The sequence below is a fragment of the Campylobacter lari genome, from assembly GCF_004357905.1.
Classification (GTDB): domain Bacteria; phylum Campylobacterota; class Campylobacteria; order Campylobacterales; family Campylobacteraceae; genus Campylobacter_D; species Campylobacter_D lari_D.
The window spans coordinates 68,642-85,529 of sequence record NZ_SMTT01000002.1; the positions used below are offsets into that span (position 1 = coordinate 68,642).

Annotated in this window: 13 protein-coding genes, 4 tRNA genes and 3 pseudogenes; 8 read left to right on the forward strand and 12 right to left on the reverse strand. The window is 30.4% G+C overall.

Annotated features, from left to right (window positions below):
- On the forward strand, positions 1-1,680 hold the full coding sequence (locus E2O22_RS02215) for a ShlB/FhaC/HecB family hemolysin secretion/activation protein (protein ID WP_133319042.1): 1,680 nt from the start codon (positions 1-3) through the stop codon (positions 1,678-1,680).
- Here the strand turns inward: E2O22_RS02215 and E2O22_RS02220 are convergent.
- The 7 genes from E2O22_RS02220 to E2O22_RS02250 are packed head-to-tail and all read right to left on the reverse strand — an operon-like array spanning position 1,677 to position 8,078.
- A complete protein-coding gene (locus E2O22_RS02220; RefSeq protein WP_133319043.1) occupies positions 1,677-2,249 on the reverse strand; it encodes a type II secretion system protein in 573 nt (190 codons plus the stop codon). The genes E2O22_RS02215 and E2O22_RS02220 overlap by 4 nt on opposite strands.
- Positions 2,246-3,253, reverse strand: coding sequence for a tRNA (adenosine(37)-N6)-threonylcarbamoyltransferase complex transferase subunit TsaD (gene tsaD / locus E2O22_RS02225; protein ID WP_133319044.1), 1,008 nt, complete (start codon positions 3,251-3,253; stop codon positions 2,246-2,248). The genes E2O22_RS02220 and tsaD overlap by 4 nt, the downstream gene beginning before the upstream one ends.
- Positions 3,250-4,638 (reverse strand): peptidoglycan D,L-carboxypeptidase Pgp1, encoded by a 1,389-nt coding sequence (pgp1, locus tag E2O22_RS02230; RefSeq protein ID WP_133319045.1) that lies wholly within the window; start codon positions 4,636-4,638, stop codon positions 3,250-3,252. Before pgp1 ends, tsaD begins: the two co-directional genes overlap by 4 nt.
- The gene (gene dxr, locus E2O22_RS02235; RefSeq protein ID WP_133319046.1) at positions 4,635-5,714 is read right to left on the reverse strand and encodes a 1-deoxy-D-xylulose-5-phosphate reductoisomerase; all 1,080 of its coding nucleotides are present in this window, start codon (positions 5,712-5,714) and stop codon (positions 4,635-4,637) included. The genes pgp1 and dxr overlap by 4 nt, the downstream gene beginning before the upstream one ends.
- Positions 5,711-6,439 carry a phosphatidate cytidylyltransferase gene (locus E2O22_RS02240; RefSeq protein WP_133319047.1) on the reverse strand — a complete coding sequence of 243 codons (729 nt, stop codon included), beginning with the start codon at positions 6,437-6,439 and terminating at the stop codon, positions 5,711-5,713. The genes dxr and E2O22_RS02240 overlap by 4 nt, the downstream gene beginning before the upstream one ends.
- An 11-nt stretch (positions 6,440-6,450) precedes the next feature.
- On the reverse strand, positions 6,451-6,771 hold the full coding sequence (locus E2O22_RS02245; RefSeq protein WP_133319048.1) for a hypothetical protein: 321 nt from the start codon (positions 6,769-6,771) through the stop codon (positions 6,451-6,453).
- 2 nt (positions 6,772-6,773) lie between these two features.
- The gene (locus E2O22_RS02250; protein WP_133319049.1) at positions 6,774-8,078 is read right to left on the reverse strand and encodes an NFACT RNA binding domain-containing protein; all 1,305 of its coding nucleotides are present in this window, start codon (positions 8,076-8,078) and stop codon (positions 6,774-6,776) included.
- Positions 8,079-8,119: 41 nt separating this feature from the next.
- Here E2O22_RS02250 and E2O22_RS02255 point away from each other — a divergent pair, with 41 nt between their 5' ends.
- Genes E2O22_RS02255 through E2O22_RS02265 form a run of 3 tightly spaced genes read left to right on the forward strand, consistent with a single transcriptional unit; the run spans position 8,120 to position 10,056 of the window.
- Positions 8,120-8,719: a molybdenum cofactor guanylyltransferase gene (locus tag E2O22_RS02255; protein ID WP_133319050.1), complete on the forward strand. Its 600-nt coding sequence runs from the start codon at positions 8,120-8,122 to the stop codon at positions 8,717-8,719.
- Positions 8,682-9,656 (forward strand): phospholipase A, encoded by a 975-nt coding sequence (locus tag E2O22_RS02260; RefSeq protein WP_133319051.1) that lies wholly within the window; start codon positions 8,682-8,684, stop codon positions 9,654-9,656. Before E2O22_RS02255 ends, E2O22_RS02260 begins: the two co-directional genes overlap by 38 nt.
- Before the next feature lies 1 nt (position 9,657).
- Positions 9,658-10,056: a hypothetical protein gene (locus tag E2O22_RS02265; RefSeq protein ID WP_039629213.1), complete on the forward strand. Its 399-nt coding sequence runs from the start codon at positions 9,658-9,660 to the stop codon at positions 10,054-10,056.
- 24 nt (positions 10,057-10,080) lie between these two features.
- On the opposite strand, the gene E2O22_RS02270 is transcribed toward E2O22_RS02265, so the two are convergent.
- Positions 10,081-11,433: a Na+/H+ antiporter NhaC family protein gene (locus tag E2O22_RS02270; protein WP_133319052.1), complete on the reverse strand. Its 1,353-nt coding sequence runs from the start codon at positions 11,431-11,433 to the stop codon at positions 10,081-10,083.
- Between the two features lie 134 nt (positions 11,434-11,567).
- On the opposite strand from E2O22_RS02270, the gene ilvD reads away from it, so the two are divergent.
- Positions 11,568-13,244: a dihydroxy-acid dehydratase gene (ilvD, locus tag E2O22_RS02275; RefSeq protein WP_133319053.1), complete on the forward strand. Its 1,677-nt coding sequence runs from the start codon at positions 11,568-11,570 to the stop codon at positions 13,242-13,244.
- 74 nt (positions 13,245-13,318) lie between these two features.
- On the opposite strand, the gene E2O22_RS02280 is transcribed toward ilvD, so the two are convergent.
- From E2O22_RS02280 to E2O22_RS02295, 4 genes are all read right to left on the reverse strand, one after another.
- A tRNA-Ser gene (locus E2O22_RS02280) sits at positions 13,319-13,406 on the reverse strand.
- Positions 13,407-13,442: 36 nt separating this feature from the next.
- A tRNA-Cys gene (locus E2O22_RS02285) sits at positions 13,443-13,516 on the reverse strand.
- 16 nt (positions 13,517-13,532) lie between these two features.
- A tRNA-Leu gene (locus tag E2O22_RS02290) sits at positions 13,533-13,621 on the reverse strand.
- A gap of 9 nt (positions 13,622-13,630) precedes the next feature.
- Positions 13,631-13,705 (reverse strand) — tRNA-Gly (locus tag E2O22_RS02295).
- 227 nt (positions 13,706-13,932) lie between these two features.
- Here E2O22_RS02295 and E2O22_RS08255 point away from each other — a divergent pair.
- The 3 pseudogenes from E2O22_RS08255 to E2O22_RS08195 form a co-directional block, all read left to right on the forward strand.
- Positions 13,933-14,613 (forward strand): annotated as a pseudogene (locus tag E2O22_RS08255) (cache domain-containing protein); the annotation flags it as partial.
- Positions 14,614-15,492: 879 nt separating this feature from the next.
- Positions 15,493-15,885 (forward strand): annotated as a pseudogene (locus E2O22_RS08260) (methyl-accepting chemotaxis protein); the annotation flags it as partial.
- A 226-nt stretch (positions 15,886-16,111) separates the two neighbouring features.
- A pseudogene (locus tag E2O22_RS08195) lies at positions 16,112-16,846 on the forward strand (cache domain-containing protein); the annotation flags it as partial.
- Between the last annotated feature and the right edge of the window lie 42 nt (positions 16,847-16,888).

Below are 16,888 nucleotides of genomic sequence, written 5' to 3' on the forward strand. Positions count from 1 at the left end.
ATGCATAAGATTATTGTTTGCACCTTAATTTTAACATGTGCTTTACGAGCTACAAATGACAATATAAAAATAATGGAATTATCTCCTGATAGAAATATACCACAAAACAAAGCTTTAAAAGAAAATTTAAAAACTGAACAAAATTATGAAAAATTTCAAGATGCTAGAGAAATCATAAATACACACCAAGAACATTATGAAAAAGAAATACTTACTCACTATAATTTTCACATCACAAACAAAGGAATTGATTTTGAAAATTTAGGAATTGAAGAAGAGGAATTACATAATCTCATATTAAACTATGAACAGAAAAAATTTAATATCCAAGATTTGCAAGATGTATCAAATATTGTTGCTTATTATTTCCAAGTTAATGGCTATCCTGCTGCAACAGTGTTTATTCCAAAACAAAATTTTGAAGATGGCAATATAGAACTAAACATTGCTTTAGGAGTATTTGGAAAACACATAATAGAAAACAAAACCTCGATCAAAGATCATTTCATAAAAGATAAATTAGATAAAAAACTTAAAGGTAGAATTATCTCCACTAAATTAATAGAAGATAGCGCATATAAAGTCAATGAAATGTATGGAGTACAAACCCTAGCAGGCTTACAAGCGGGAGAGAATGTAGGAGAAACTGATGTAGTTATAGAAGTAGTTCCTGATACTAAGGCTAATGTATTATTATATGCTGATAATTATGGTATTGAAAGTTCTGGCAAATATAGAATAGGCATCAGTATGGGATTTAATTCTATATTTAATATGGGAGATTATTATAATTTTTACTTACAATCAAGCAATGAAAAACAAATTAACTATGGAGCAAGTTATACTTTCTTTTTAGGAAATTTAAAAATTACTCCAAGTGTATCAAAAGGAAATTATTCCTTGGGAGAAGATTATGAAAATACCGGATTTTATGGTACTTCTAGAAATTTCGGTATAGACTTTTCTTATCCTGTGTGGATTAATACTAATTCATCATTTTACTTTACTTCAAGTATTTATCATAAAATACTTAGTGATACAAGTGCTGGATTTTTAACTTTTAATAAGCATTCTAATGTAGGTAGCATAGGTTTAGAAGGTTTATTTAGAAATTTTCATAACACTTTTATTTATAGTACCAAAATTAACCTAGGCAAGGTCTATGACGATGGGGTTAATTTTTTAGGTACTAATTATAAAAATAATAGTAATGGCATGGGTTGGTTTAGAAAACTCAATGCTAGTTTGAATAATTATTATAGTATTAATGAGTATATTACTCATACTTTAAATATAAACTATCAAAAGGTATTAGGAAATTTTGAATTAGATTCTTCTGAAAGTTCATCTTTAGGTGGAGCTTATGGGGTAAGAGCTTATGATAATGGAGAGGGAGATGGAGATAATACCATAGTAGCTAACTTTGGTATAAGAATAAATATACCAAATACTAATTTTTATTTTACTCCCTTTTATGATGTAGGTTATGCTTGGTATGAAAAAGCTTCAGGGGATAGATTAGCAGATGAGCATTTTTTAGATGCAGTAGGCTTACAAATACTTTATAATAAAGCTAATGAGTATTATATAAAGCTTGATGCAGCAAGAGCAGTTCATCAGTATAAATATGATGATGAACATAGAATGAAATTGTATTTAAGTGGAGGGGTGTATTTTTAACTACCACTTAGAAAATACACTCTAGTAGCTAAATCTTTAAAAGCTTTAGAGTGGATTAGACCTTGACAAGCTTTGGATTTTGAAGTACTTGCAAATTCACTTTGACTAAAAGCATTTAAAGCCTCATCTAATTGAGTTTTTATGCTTTGATTTTTAGGATCTTTCAAAGCTTGATTTTTTAAATCTGCTATATTTTGGGCTTTGCTTTTTTGAGCATTATCTACCATAAGCGCTAAAAGCAAAACGCTTTCTTTATCTACAAAAAGCACTTTAAAACACTGCTCATCATTTCCTACACTAAAATCAAGCTCTTTGGTGGAATTTTGCAAAGTTGATAAATCTTCATTTTTTATATTTGCTACATTGCTCATTAAAGCTATATTTGAAAGACTTTCATTTTTTAATATATAAGCACTTATATCATTAATAAAAATTTTTAAATTTCCCAAAGCTTGAACTACACTTGCCTCATCTTTACTTGTGCTAAATTTTGGCAGAGCAACCGCAGCTAAAACTCCAAGTATAATTACTACAAACACAAGCTCTATAATAGTAAAAGCTTTTTTCATAATATGCCTTGTAAGTTTTTTACCTTAGGCTTTATAAGATCATCTTCTATATTTACAAATTCTTTACGCTCATAAGCCTCACAAGCTGCCCTTGCTATCATCAAAGCATTATCCGAACAATACTCAAGCGGAGCTAGCAAAAGCTCACATTGATAACTTTGACATAAATGCTCTATTTGACTTCTTAAGCTTAAATTTGCACTAGCTCCGCCTACTATACCAAAGCGTTTAAATTTATACTCTTTAAAAATTTTTTCTAACTTGTTTAAAATATGAGCTATGGCTGCTTTTTGAAATGCAAAGGCAATTTTACTTTTACGCTCCAAACTTAATTCTTCTTTTAAAATTTCCAAACGCACTTGGTTTTTAAGTCCTGAAAAACTATAAGCTAAATCTTTAGAATGAAGCAAGGGTATGCTAAATTCTAAATCATTTTCTTTTACATTTTTAGCTAAATTTTCTATGATAGCTCCACCAGGATAGCCAAGATCCATCATTTTTGCTACTTTATCAAAGCTTTCTCCAAAACTATCATCGGTTGTTCTTGCTAATTCTGTGATTTTACCTTGCTCACTAATAAAAAGCACCATAGTATGCCCACCACTTACAAGCAACACACCCATATCAAAATTAGCTTTTTTATCTAAAAACATAGAATAAATATGCCCTTTTAGATGATTAATCGCAATGAGCGGTAAATTTAAACTAATAGCAAGCATTTTAGCCATAGCTACCCCACCTATCAAACTCACACTAAGGCCAGGTTCATTTGTAACTGCTATGGCGCAAAGTTTGTCAAAGTATTTTTGGCATTTTTTTAAAATCTTAGGTAAAGCTTCACTATGTAATCTTGCGGCAAGCTCGGGCACCACCCCTCCATAAGCACTATGGGCATTTTCTTGAGAAATTTTTGTATGAAAGATACACTCAAAGCTATTTTTATTAATGATAGCAATAGAACTATCATCACAAGAGCTTTCTATGGCAAGAATCAAATCTCTCATTGAAATTCCACTAAAATCATACCGATAAATTTGTCTTTTTGTTCTGCTTTTTCTATGGCTTTTGCAGGTATATTTGCTTTTTTAATTTCTTTAAAATTAGTCTTTCTTTCTAAAACTTGATCGGCTAAATTTGCATTCTTTAACTCATAAAATTCTACTCTGTAAATTTTTCTTTTTTTATCCAAAGAATAACGGCTTTGCATTTGGTTTTTGCTTATAACAATATCACTTTCATCAACACCTCTATCAAAACCTATAACATTAACTCTTACACCTGCTATAGAAGGTATTTTAAAATTATCTTTTACCATAATTTTTTGAGCAAAATTTGTTTGTATATTTTTTCCATCTACTATCACTTCAACACTATCTAGAGCATTTGAAAATTCAAAATACTCAGGATACAATCTTGTTTGCAAGCTATTGCCATAATTGATTGAATATGAGTTAACATTGGAAATTACTGCAGTAATCTCATTACTTGCTTCATAATTTAAAGCTTGATTAATAGGAAAAGGTAAAAAATTTATAGCACTAGCAGGTTTATCAAGATAAAGTAAAATTTTATCATTAAAAAGTTTTACCTCTAAAGGCTTTTCAATAGCTCTATAAACTCCATTTGGAGTTAAATCAAAAGTTCTTTGAAATTCTATATTTGCCTTTTTTAGATAATACTCCACCGCCAAAAGATGATAATATACTCTTAAATGCGTTGGCAAATTTTTGCTCGCTTCATTAGCAAAGGCTGCTTTGTGATTTGACACCACAAAATAAGTTAAAGCCTTTAGCATATCTTTATCATTGCTTTCTTGGGTTTTGGTGTTTTTTAAATGATATTGATGTTCTTCTTTAACCAAAGCTTTATTGATATTTTCCACTGCTTCTTTAGCAATATTTTCCAAATCTGCATATTTAGTAGAATTTACCTCACTTTGATCAATAATACTAGTATTACCCCAGCGATTTGGATTTTTATCTTTGCTTTCATATTGAGGTCTATAAAATCCACTTCCATCGTGCAAATTTATAACCATATTTACCTCAGGTTCCAAAATAAGCTTTTTTATGCGCTCTATAGTGTGAAAATCAGGATCGTTTTCATCTATATGGGCAAATTTTCTATTTAAATCTCCAAAATTTCCTCTATTTCTAGCAATAATACTTTCAAAAGCTAAATTTGGTGCGACAATAATTTTACCTTTAGTGATATTATAATCACTCAAAAGCAAACTAGCAGCATGAAACCCACCTGGCTCGTCTCCTTGTATACCTCCAAGGATTAAAACCGTATTATTATCATCTAAACTTTTTCCATTTTCTTTAACGCTAAACTCTAAAGCAAAAACCACATTTATAAAAATCAAAATACTTAAAAAATATCTCACTTCATTTCCTTATCTAAATAAAGCCTAACTTGCTTATCATACTCAAAAACATCTTCAATTTGGTTAATCTTTGGCACACCAAAATAATCCAATGCTTTAAAAATACCCTTGGCTATGTCTAAAAACTGCGCTTTTTGGGCTAAAAATTGATACACCATATATTCATTTGCACTATTTATAATCACACCCAAGTCAGGCTTTTTCAAAAGCTCATCTTTAAGTGAAAATATAGGATATTTTTTTAAACTAATTTTTTCAAATTTTAAACTTGGCATAGCTAACAAATCCAAATTTTCTATAAAGCTTTGTTCATGCTCATCTAAAATAGCTTGAGCTATAGACAAACGCATATTTGCATGAGAAAAATATGCACTCATACCACCATCTTTAAATTCACATAAAGCATGCACTAAAGACTTTCTTTCTATCAAAGCATCTATTTGTTTAATACCATAAAGATGATAAGCTTCGATGATTTCAAAAAGTTTATTACACATGCTAGCACTATCTATGGTGATCTTAGCTCCCATGCTCCAGTTAGGATGCTTAAGAGCTTCTTTTACGCTAACATTTTTTAAATCTTTGATTTTATAATTATAAAAGGCCCCGCCACTTGCTGTGATAAAAAGTTTTTTAATATCTTTTCTTTTATCTATCAAGCACTTTAGTGCTGCATGTTCGCTATCTATGGCCTTAATCTTAGAAGTGTCAAAAAATTTCCCTGCTACTACTAAGCTTTCTTTGTTTGCCAAGGCTAAAATTTTACCAAGCTTTTGCACCATAAGACTTGAACTTAAGCCTGCAAAACCTACTATAGCATTTACCACTAAAGAACTTTTGCACTCAGCTATCATCGCTTTTAAACCCTCTTGGCCACAAAAAATCCTATCATGATCAACTAAGGTTTTATCTTTTTCATCTTGTATACATACAAATTTAGGCTTAAAAAGAGCTATTTGCTCATTTAAAAGCTTGATATTTTTACCACAAGATAAGGCTTCTATGTTTATGTTTTTTTCTTTAGCAATAAAAAGAGTATTAACTCCTATACTTCCCGTGCTTCCAAGTACGATCATACTAAAGTTGCCATTGCAAATGCTGCAATGATAACAGCATCAATTCTATCTAAAACTCCCCCGTGTCCTGGGATTAAATTACCACTATCTTTAATACCTGCTTGTCTTTTAAAATAACTCTCAAGTAAATCCCCTATCACAGCAAAAATAGCTACGATTAAAGATATATAAATACTTTTTACCAAGCTAAATTCAAAAGAGCCTATGATGGTTCCTAAAATCCCCGCACAAACAATGCCACCTACAACACCTTCTAAGGTTTTATTTGGACTTGTTAGAGAAAAAGCTCTCTCGCCAATTAGTTTTCCTATAAAATACGCCCCACTATCGCAAGCAACGACAATCACTATAAGCCAAAATAATACAAACATACCCTCATAACTTAATACTTGATAAAGCATTAAAATAGGCAAAGTAGGATATATATAAGGCATAAGTTCATTTAAATTTTCACTTTTTTTATAAACTAAATATCCTAAAATCAAAATCAAAGTCAAGAGGCCTATAAAGAAAGGTTTATCTAAAAATGCTCCTATTGCAAAAACACACAAAGCCACAAAAACACTTGCATGTTTGCTTTTAAACATAGTTTTTGCTTCATTAAATGCCAAAAACAATAAAACACCAAAAATCGCAAAATTAATCAAAAAATTATCCACCAAAGCAACAACAGCTATCACAGCTATCATCACAATAGCACTAAGAATTCTTGTCTTTGAAAACATTTTTATCCTTTCTATATACTTAAATCAAGCAAATGAGAACTTTTTTTAACTACTTCTTGCCCCTCTTGTTCATCTTCATCTTCTTGCTCTTGTTCTTGATGATGTTTAGAATGCTTTTTTTCTTCCTCTTGCCTTTCTTTTACTTCATCACTTACTTCATGAGTTTGATTAACTTTTTCAAGTTTTTCAACCGCCTTTTCTTTTGCTTGAAATTCACTCATATTTACCAAAGTTGCAAAAGAATCTTTTGCCAATTCATTACTAGCTTGTGCTGAATGTACTGGTGCATTTTGGTTAGCAAAATGAATACCACCTATGGGACTTATAGGCATACTTACTCCTTTAAAACGCTTAAAGTCTTATAATTTGTATAATTTACAAAAGCCTTTTCTTTTATTTTTACAAAATTCTTACTAGTATAATCGACCAAATAAACTCCAGAACTTAGCTTGGAAAATTCCACACAAAGCTTTGCTGCAAATTCTAGCACTAATTGACTTATTTTTAATTTATTTGAAGTGATGATCACATGTGCACTAGGATAATCTTTTACATGCAACCAAATATCATCTTTTTTAGCTATTTTTAACAAGTATTCATTAGCTTTTTCATTGCGTCCTACGCTGATTTTAAACTCATCAAAATAAAAGCTACTAACCCCTGCATTTAACTCTTCTTTTTTGGTTTTTTTACTTTTTTTAGGCATTAAAACTTCTAATTCTCGCAAAGAAGTGCTTTTAGCAATTAAGTCTTTTAAATTTATTAGAAAATCAAGTTTTTCACTTAAAATTTCTCTTTCTATATTGATATTTTTAGCCTTTTGTTTTAGCTTTTTAGCCATTTTATAAAATTCATTCGCACTATTTTTAGGTGTATCTTCGAGTTTAAAGGCAAGCTCATTTGCATTAAAATCTTGCAAAATAAATTCTCTTTGATAATCTTTTAAAGAATTTAAATTAGCAAATAAAACATCTGCTTTTTGGCTTAATTCTTGAGCTTTTTTTAATAAATCGCTTTCTTGCTCTAAATTTTCTATACTCTCTTTAAGAGTAAAGATTTTTTTATCTATATTTAAAAGTTTATTTTCTTTTATATCTTTTAAGCGATCTTGCTGTAACTTTTTAGCACTTTCTTTAAAATACACATTAAAATCATCAATCTTTACAAATTCTTCTTTTATCTCATAAGCTTTTAAAGCTTGGAGTTTTTCGCCTATTTTTACAACGCGGTAGCTTTTATCTATATGACGCAAAGCTTCTATGATAATATCATCAGTGTCTGTGATGATTACATTAGTGTTTTTTCCTGTAAATTCAAAATAAATCTTAGCCCCATAAGCTTTGTAAGATTTTTCTGATAAAACTTCAAAAGATAAAATTCTATTATTTTCTAATACTTCTAAATTTAAAATCTTTGCGTTAGAGAAGTATTTTTTTAGCATAAAATCAAAAGGTGCATTATAGACTTTTGCTTGGAGTTTATCTTGGTAAATTCCACTTTTTCCACGCGTTAAGTCTAGTATAAAAGCTTGATGATCTAAGCTAAGCTCTAAGATATTATCATCAAGGCGTTTGAGATAATTTAGTCTTTGAAATTGTTTAAAATAATCTTTTATTTGTATTAAATCTGTATATTTCATAAATGTATTATAAAATATTTTGATGAATTTATGAGGTTTTTATGAGTGAAAAAATTCCCTATCCTTGTGTGATTTTATGCGGCGGAAAGTCTTCGCGTATGGGAGAAGATAAAAGCTTATTGCAAGTAGATGATAAAAACTTAACTCTTTATCAATATGAAAAAATGTCAAGGATTTTTAATCAAGTTTTTATTAGCAGCAAAAAAGATAAATTTCATCAAAAAAACTTAGCACTTATTTTAGATGAGGATTTAAACAACTACTCTCCACTCATTGCCTTAAATTCCATACTTAAACATTTTAAAAATACCTATGTATTTATCCTTAGCGTGGATACTCCAAACATAAACAAAGAAAGTTTTTACAAGCTTTTTGATCATCTAAAATCACAAAATATACTCTTAGCAAGCACAAAAAAACACAAGCATTATTTATGTGGATTTTATCATAGTAGGAATTTTGAAAAAACTTTGCAATTTTTACAAGAAAACAATCACAAATTAGCCCTTTTTTGTGATACAATGAAAGCAGAATTTATAGAATTTGAAGATGATAATGAGTTTATAAATTTAAATTATTTTAAAGAATATAAAAAGTGGCTTCATGAAAAAGACAATTCTACCCATAGTATGTGCTTTTAGTGCTTTAGCAAATGAGGATTTATTCAATCAAGCCTTAGAATATGAAAATCAAGGTAAGTACAAAAAAGCTATGCAAATTTATAAAAGCTTAGCTTTAAAAGAAAAACAAAAAGAAGCAAGTTTAGAAAAGTCTTTTAATTTTGAGCAAAATACATCCAAAGAGAAAAAATTAGATGATATTAATCCAAAAAATGAAGCTTTAGCAAACTACCTTGGCACAGAAAAATCATACAATCCTTTTGGTATTAGCACGCATAATCTTAGCTATTTTATGCCTGTTTCTTATAGTTTTAGCAAGAGAGATTATAAAAGCACTGAAACTAAATTTCAAGTAAGCCTTAAAAAAACTCTTTTTGAAAATCTTTTGGGTTTAAATGAAAGTTATAACATAGGCTATACACAAATTTCATGGTGGCAACTTTATAAACATTCTGCTCCTTTTAGAGAAACAAACTATTTACCTGAATTTTTTATCAACTTTCCTATAAGCGGATATGGTGCTTTTGAGAATTTAAAAGATATACGCATAGGCTTATTACATGAATCTAACGGGCAAAATGATCCAAAATCAAGATCATGGAATAGAATTTATCTAAGCAATGCATGGTTTTTTGGCGATTTTATGTTCATACCTAGAGTTTGGCTAAGAATTCCTGAAAAAAGTTCAGAAGATGATAATCCTGACATAGAAAAATATTTAGGTAATTTTGATATTAATCTTGCTTATACCCAAGATGATTATTTTATCAATATATTGTGGCGTAATAATTTAAATTTTGCTAATAACCGCGGTGCAGTAGAAATAAGCGGAGCTTATAAAATTTCTAACAATGGCTTATATATTTACACTCAGTATTTTAACGGATACGGTGAGAGTCTTATTGAGTATAATAAATCTTCAAGCAGACTTTCAAGTGGAATATTGTTAATGTATTAAAATGGAAAAATTTTGCTTTATTAAGTTTATCATTAATAATGAAAAGTCTTTTAAAAGATTGTGCGATTTGTTTAATTATATCAAAATCTTAAAAGATGAGAATTTACAAATAGAAGATTTATACACAGATAAAAGTATATATAATTTTTACAGCAAAAAAGAATTAGAATATTTCTCAAGCAAAGATTGTTGGGAGTTTGATGATATTTTTGACTGCATAGGAAATGGAGAATACTATTTTCACTCCATAGAAAAAATAGAGGAAAATATCGCCAAATTGTATTTTTACCCCATTTCTTTTCCTTATGGTGGAGTTGAACCTATAATCGAGTTTATAAAATCATTTCAAATGAAAATTCTTACAATTGATTGTGGTTATATGGAAGAATTTGAATATTAAAAGCCTTTTTAGACTTTTAATATTTTAAATTAAGAAAAATGCTATAACACTACCCAAGATAAGCAAAGAGCCATTAAAGCATAAAAAGGTTGGTATACAAGTATCTTTTATATGATCACCTTGCTTATCTGCATTAAGCCCTACACTCACTCCCAAAGTCGTTTCACTAGCAGGTGATCCTGCATCTCCCAAAGCTCCAGCAACACCGATGATAAAAATAATCGCAGCAGGTGAAAAACCAAGTTCTATACATATAGGACAAAATAAGGCAGCGATGATAGGAATAGTACCAAAAGAACTGCCTATACCTATAGTGATTAAAAGACCTATAGCTAGCATAATAAAAATAGCTAAAAAGTGACTTTGCTCCATAAAAGGCACGCTTGTTTTTACAAGCTCAGCTATACCTCCACTTTGTTTTAAAACCTCTCCATATCCTGAAGCAACAAGCATTACAAAAGCTATATAACCCATGATTTTAAGCCCATCATCAAAAACTAAATTAACTTTGTTATACTCTACTCCACCCAAAATTACCATCAAAACAAAACCTAAAAGCCCTGATAAAGGTAAATTGTGCGTCAAAATTTGCAAAATCAAAGTCAATCCAAGGCCAGCTAAAACTCCCCATTCTTTTTTACTCATTTTTAGATTTTCAAAGTCCATTTTGCTAATTTGTTCTTCTTGATATTCTCTTGGTTTAGCATAAAATACAAACACAGCTAAAAACAGACCAACTAACATACAAATAGCCGCAAAAGCCATAGTTTGAGAAACTTCTCCTAGACTAATTTGCACCCCATTTGAATTTAAATTATCCACAAGCAAAGTTTGAAAAATAAGCCCAAAACCTAAAGGCACCACCATATAAGGTGTGGTAAGTCCAAAAGTTAATGCACAAGCTATAGCTCTACGATCTATTTTTAATTTATTAAAAAGTTTCAACAAAGGTGGAATTAACAAAGGTACAAAAGCTACATGGATAGGGATTAAATTTTGCGAAAAACAAGCAATAAGTGCCAAAGAAAGTATAAGTAAGTATTTTTTATGTGAAATATAATGCGAAACTATTTTAATCAAATATGCCGTTAGATTAGTTTTTGATATAGCAGCGGCCACCGCTCCAAGCAAAATATAACTTAGTGCTGTTTGCAAATTCCCTTGCATACCATCGATTAAAACCTTCATAGAATCCATCATAGCTTGTGGAAGTTGGGTAAAAAAATCCACCAAACTTAAATGCTCCATATGCATAAATTTAGACCAAATACCTACAAAAAGCCCAGAAAGCAAAACACTAAGCAAAACATTAAACCTAAAAAAACACAAAAGCGTCATTAACAAAACGCCTATAAATACTGGATTAGTTAAAAGCATTACATTCCTTAAATCAAAATAATTGCACATTTTAAATAATTTTCTTTAAAATACTATTTAAGTTTAAAAAATTTAAGCAAAAATTGCAAAATAAAAGCATAAAATGATAGTTTTTACTTTAAAAAAGGATACAAATGAGAAGTGACGCAATCAAAAAAGGACACTTAAAAGCACCAAATCGCTCTTTACTTAGAGCATGTGGCTTAAATGATGAAGATTTTAATAAGCCTTTTATAGGTGTAGCAAATAGCTATATAGATATCATCCCAGGACATTTTTTCTTAAATGAATATGCAAAAATCATTAAAGATGAAATCCGAAAAAATGGCTGTATTCCTTTTGAATTTAACACCATAGGTGTTGATGATGGTATAGCTATGGGGCATGATGGTATGCTTTATTCTTTACCAAGTCGTGAAATCATCGCAAACTCTATTGAAACAGTGATGAATGCACACCAACTTGATGCACTAATTTGTATCCCAAATTGTGATAAAATTACTCCAGGTATGCTCATGGGGGCTTTAAGAGTTAATGTGCCGACTATTTTCGTTAGTGGTGGACCTATGAAAGCAGGAGTAAATAAACATGGAGAAAAAATCAGTCTAAGTTCTGTTTTTGAAGCAGTGGGAGCTTATGAGGCTAAAAAAATCAATGAAGAGGATTTAAAAGATATAGAATGCAAAGCTTGTCCTAGTGGTGGATCTTGCTCGGGTATGTTTACTGCAAATTCTATGAATACTTTATGCGAGGCTATGGGTATAGCACTAGAAGGAAATGGAACTATTTTAGCACTTAGCAAAGAAAGAGAAGAGCTTTTAAGAAAAGCTGCGCGTAGAATTTGTGAAATTGCACTAGATGAGCGTTTTAAAATTCGCAATATTATTACTAAAAAGTCCATTAACAATGCTTTAGTTGTTGATATGGCTATGGGTGGAAGTTCAAATACTATCTTACATATGCTTGCTATTGCTTATGAAGCAGGTGTAAATTTGGATATAAAAGAACTCAATCACATCAGTGTTAATGTGGCCCATATAGCCAAAATCGCTCCATCTTTAAATACTGTTTATATGGAAGATATACACAAAGCAGGTGGAGTAAGTGCGGTAATAGCTGAAATAGCTAAAAAACCAGGCCATATTTTAGAACTTGACACTCTAGATATTAGTGGAAAAACTTTAAAAGAGCGCATTGAGAATGCTGATATTAAAGATGAAAACATCATAAGAAAAATAGACAATGCCTATTCAAATGTAGGTGGGCTTGCTATACTTTTTGGGAATTTAGCTGAGCAAGGCTGTGTGATAAAAACTGCAGGTATTATGGGCGAGCGTAAATTCAAAGGAAAAGCGGTTTGTTTTAACTCTCAAGAAGAAGCCATTAAAGGCATTATAAAAGGTAAAGTTAAAGAAGGTGATGTGTGTGTGATACGCTATGAAGGACCAAAAGGTGGACCTGGCATGCAAGAAATGCTTAGTCCGACTTCATTACTCACAGGCATGGGACTTGGTGCTAAAGTTGCACTTATAACAGATGGTCGTTTTAGCGGAGCTACAAGAGGACTTAGCATAGGCCACATTTCTCCTGAGGCTGCAGAAGGTGGACTTATAGCGCTTTTAAAAGATGGTGATGAGATAGAAATTGATGTAGATACTTACAGCATCAATGCAAATTTAGCCCAAGATGAAATTGCTAAACGCAAAGCAAATTTTAAAATGCCTTATAAACAAATAAATTCAAGATGGCTTAAAATGTATCAAAAGCTTGTTAGTAATGCTAGCAAAGGCGGGATTTTAGACTTAGAATAATTTTCTTAATTTCTTAAAGAAATTAAGAAATATCTTTTTAAATGTAAAACAAAATATGAAAAATTATGTTAAAGTGGCCGGGAGAAAGGGATTCGAACCCCTGGAGGTGTGACCCTCAACGGTTTTCAAGACCGCCGCTTTCGACCACTCAGCCATCTCCCGTATAAAGAATAAAAATATCAAGTATTAACATCGCATTGGAGGCGACATCCGGATTCGAACCGGAGATCAAGGCTTTGCAGGCCCATGCCTTACCGCTTGGCTATGTCGCCTTGAGTTACCAAAAAGTGGTGCCCGAGGCCGGACTTGAACCGGCACGGAAGAAAAATTCCGAGGGATTTTAAGTCCCTTGTGTCTACCAATTCCACCACCCGGGCGGGTGATAATGGAGCGGGAAACGAGATTCGAACTCGCGACCCCAACCTTGGCAAGGTTGTGCTCTACCCCTGAGCTATTCCCGCATTAAAGTTGAAATTATATCAAACTAATCTTAAATATATATAAAAATTATTTTTATTATAAATTAATAAAAAAATTATTTTTTTATAATATAATTCCGTAAATACAATAAACTTTTTAAAATATAATGATAAAGTTAGATATAAAATTATTATATTTTAAAATATAAGGTAAAATCAAAAACAAGGAGAACACAAAAATAATGTTAAAATTGAATGTATCAGGCAAAATGACTTCAATAGTTGGACTATTAATTATCACCATATTAAGTATAGTTAGTATTTTGGGTTATTTTCAAACCAAAAACAATACTTTTGAACTCATAAAAGATGTTCAATTAAAAACAATGGATGATGTAACTCTAACTTTTAATAATTATGGTCAAAGCAAAAGAAATGCTATAAATACTTTAGCAAGCGAACTCTCTAAAGCACCATTAGATGATAGAGAACAGATTTTATCGCTTATTTCATCTTTTCAAAAAGCTTTTAATTTTCAACTAACTTTTTTTGGAATTGAAGAGTTAAATGGTGTATTTTTATCAAATGGAAAATTTTTAAATCCTGAAAATGGATTTAATTTACAAAATAGTATTTGGTATACTCAAGCAAAACAAGCAAAAACAGTTATTACAACTAATCCTTATAAATCATCAACAGATAATACCGTTACCATGACATATGCTGCACCTGTATACAAAAATGGAAAATTTATAGGTGTTGTTGGTGGCGATTATGCATTAAGTTCTTTTTCTAAAGATGTATTAGCTTTTGGTAGATCTGCTACTACTTATGCGGTAGTATACAACAATGAAGGTGAAATAATGTTTCACGAAAATCAAGATAAAATACTAACAAAAGACCAATTAGGCATAAATATATCAAAAATTATAAACACAAATCCGTCATACTATTTAGATCCAGATAATAGAGACTCTTTATTTCAAGTTCAAGATGATAAAAATACATTATATGAAGTAATGTGTAATTCTACCATAAATCAAAATTTTAAAGTTTGTACAATTACAGAAAATCGTGCTTATACAAATCCTATTAAAAAAGCCTTATCTGCTCAAATTATAGTAGGTTTAATAGCAATAGCAGTCGCTCTACTTGTGGTTAAACTTGTAATCCAATATAATCTTTCTCCACTTCAAAAAATCCAAATCGGCCTTAACTCTTTCTTTGACTTTATCAATCATAAAACAAAAGATTCTGCTATGATAGATGTTAAGACTAATGATGAATTTGGAGTTATGGCCAAAGCCATCAATGAAAACATCACTAAAACTAAAAATGCATTAGAACAAGATGCTAAAGCAGTAGAACAATCAGTTGATACAGCTAAAGAAATAGAAGGTGGTAATCTAACAGCAAGAATAACAGCAATTCCTGCTAATCCTCAATTAATAGAATTAAAAAATGTATTAAATGATATGCTTGATGTATTACAAGCAAAAGTTGGTTCTAATATGAATGAAATCAATAGAGTATTTGATAGCTATAAGGCATTAGACTTTACTACTGAAGTTAAAAATGCTAAAGGTGGAGTTGAAGTAACTACTAATGTATTAGGTCAAGAAATAGTAGCTATGCTAAGACAATCATCTGAATTTGCTTCTTTATTAGCAGATGAGAGTGGTAAATTACAAAGTGCTGTTAAAGACTTAACAGATTCTTCATCTTCTCAAGCTTCTTCTTTAGAAGAAACAGCAGCAGCATTAGAAGAGATTACTTCTTCTATGCAAAATGTATCTCATAAAACTAGTGAAGTTATTGCTCAAAGTGAAGAGATTAAAAATGTTACTTCTATAATAGGTGATATTGCTGATCAAATTAACCTACTTGCATTAAATGCAGCTATTGAAGCAGCTCGTGCAGGAGAACATGGTCGTGGCTTTGCTGTTGTTGCTGATGAAGTTAGAAACTTAGCAGAAAGAACTCAAAAGTCTTTAGGTGAGATTGAAGCTAATACTAATATCTTAGTTCAATCTATTAATGAAATGGGTGAGAGTATTAAAGAACAAACTACAGGTATTACTCAAATTAATGATGCTGTAGCTCAAATTGATCATGTAACTCAAGAGAATTTAAAAATAGCAAAAGATAGTGCTGTAATTTCTGATAATGTTAATAAGATAGCTAATGATATCTTAGAAGATGCTAGGAAGAAAAAGTTTTAAATAATTAAACTAAACCCATTAAGGGTTTAGTTTGAGTGATATAAGATTTTAAGTGTTAATTGCTAAGCTGGGGTTGGTGATTTTGATTGGATGTGATTGTTATTTTTTATAATTTTTTTATTAAAAAATAGTTTTTTTATATTTAAATAATGCATTTTTTTATTAAAAATAATACAAGATAATTTTTCCCTTAAAATTTACAATTTTTAAACAAGGATAATTCATTATGAAAAACATTACAAGAAGTTTAACGGGAAAATTAACTTTTTTTGTTTTTTTAGCAATTATAGCTATTTTATTTATAGCAAATGCATTTAATTATGCTGAAGTAAAGCATGATGTTCAAAAACTCATCAATGATATACAAGTTAAAACAATGCAAGATGTTTTAAAGAATTTTGATGACTACACTGCTTCAAGAAGCGATGCTATTAGATCTGTCGCCTCTGAATTGCAAAAAAATCCTAATGCGAGTTTAGAAGAAATTTACACTATGGTTAAAGTTGCAAAAGAAGCTAGTCGTTTTGATGTGCTATATGTAGGACTTGCACACAATGGTGCAATGATTAGATCAAATGGAAACCATCAAATGCCATCTGATGGCTATGATCCTAGAACAAGAAGTTGGTACACAAGTGTTGCTTCTGGAGAAAACAAAGTTGTAATATCAAAGCCTTATATTGCCCCTAGCTTAAAAGCTCCTTCTTTATCTTTTTCATATCCTATAGTTGTTAATGGTAAATTTATAGGTGCAGTAGGTGGAAATTATGATTTAAATACTTTTTCAGATAATGTATTATCAATGGGAAGGTCACAAAGCGGATATACTGTGGTTTTAGATAATGATGGAACTATACTTTTTCATGAATCTTCTGAGGCATTATTAACAAAAAATGAATTAAGTCAAAATATAGTAAAATCATATCTTTCAACACCTGAAGGAAAATCAGGACTTCTTTCAAGCTCACCAATGTTAATTGAAGATGGAAATGCTCCTCGCAAG

Bases quoted from the DNA above. Each gene is read 5' to 3' on its own strand.
- ilvD (WP_133319053.1), top strand. From the start codon at position 11,568: ATGAGAAGTGACGCAATCAAAAAAGGACACTTAAAAGCACCAAATCGC.
- E2O22_RS02255 (WP_133319050.1), top strand. From the start codon at position 8,120: ATGAGTGAAAAAATTCCCTATCCTTGTGTGATTTTATGCGGCGGAAAG.
- E2O22_RS02215 (WP_133319042.1), top strand. From the start codon at position 1: ATGCATAAGATTATTGTTTGCACCTTAATTTTAACATGTGCTTTACGA.
- dxr (WP_133319046.1), bottom strand. From the start codon at position 5,714: ATGATCGTACTTGGAAGCACGGGAAGTATAGGAGTTAATACTCTTTTT.
- tsaD (WP_133319044.1), bottom strand. From the start codon at position 3,253: ATGAGAGATTTGATTCTTGCCATAGAAAGCTCTTGTGATGATAGTTCT.
- E2O22_RS02270 (WP_133319052.1), bottom strand. From the start codon at position 11,433: ATGCTTTTAACTAATCCAGTATTTATAGGCGTTTTGTTAATGACGCTT.
- E2O22_RS02250 (WP_133319049.1), bottom strand. From the start codon at position 8,078: ATGAAATATACAGATTTAATACAAATAAAAGATTATTTTAAACAATTT.
- E2O22_RS02220 (WP_133319043.1), bottom strand. From the start codon at position 2,249: ATGAAAAAAGCTTTTACTATTATAGAGCTTGTGTTTGTAGTAATTATA.
- E2O22_RS02240 (WP_133319047.1), bottom strand. From the start codon at position 6,439: ATGTTTTCAAAGACAAGAATTCTTAGTGCTATTGTGATGATAGCTGTG.
- E2O22_RS02245 (WP_133319048.1), bottom strand. From the start codon at position 6,771: ATGCCTATAAGTCCCATAGGTGGTATTCATTTTGCTAACCAAAATGCA.
- E2O22_RS02260 (WP_133319051.1), top strand. From the start codon at position 8,682: ATGAAAAAGACAATTCTACCCATAGTATGTGCTTTTAGTGCTTTAGCA.
- E2O22_RS02265 (WP_039629213.1), top strand. From the start codon at position 9,658: ATGGAAAAATTTTGCTTTATTAAGTTTATCATTAATAATGAAAAGTCT.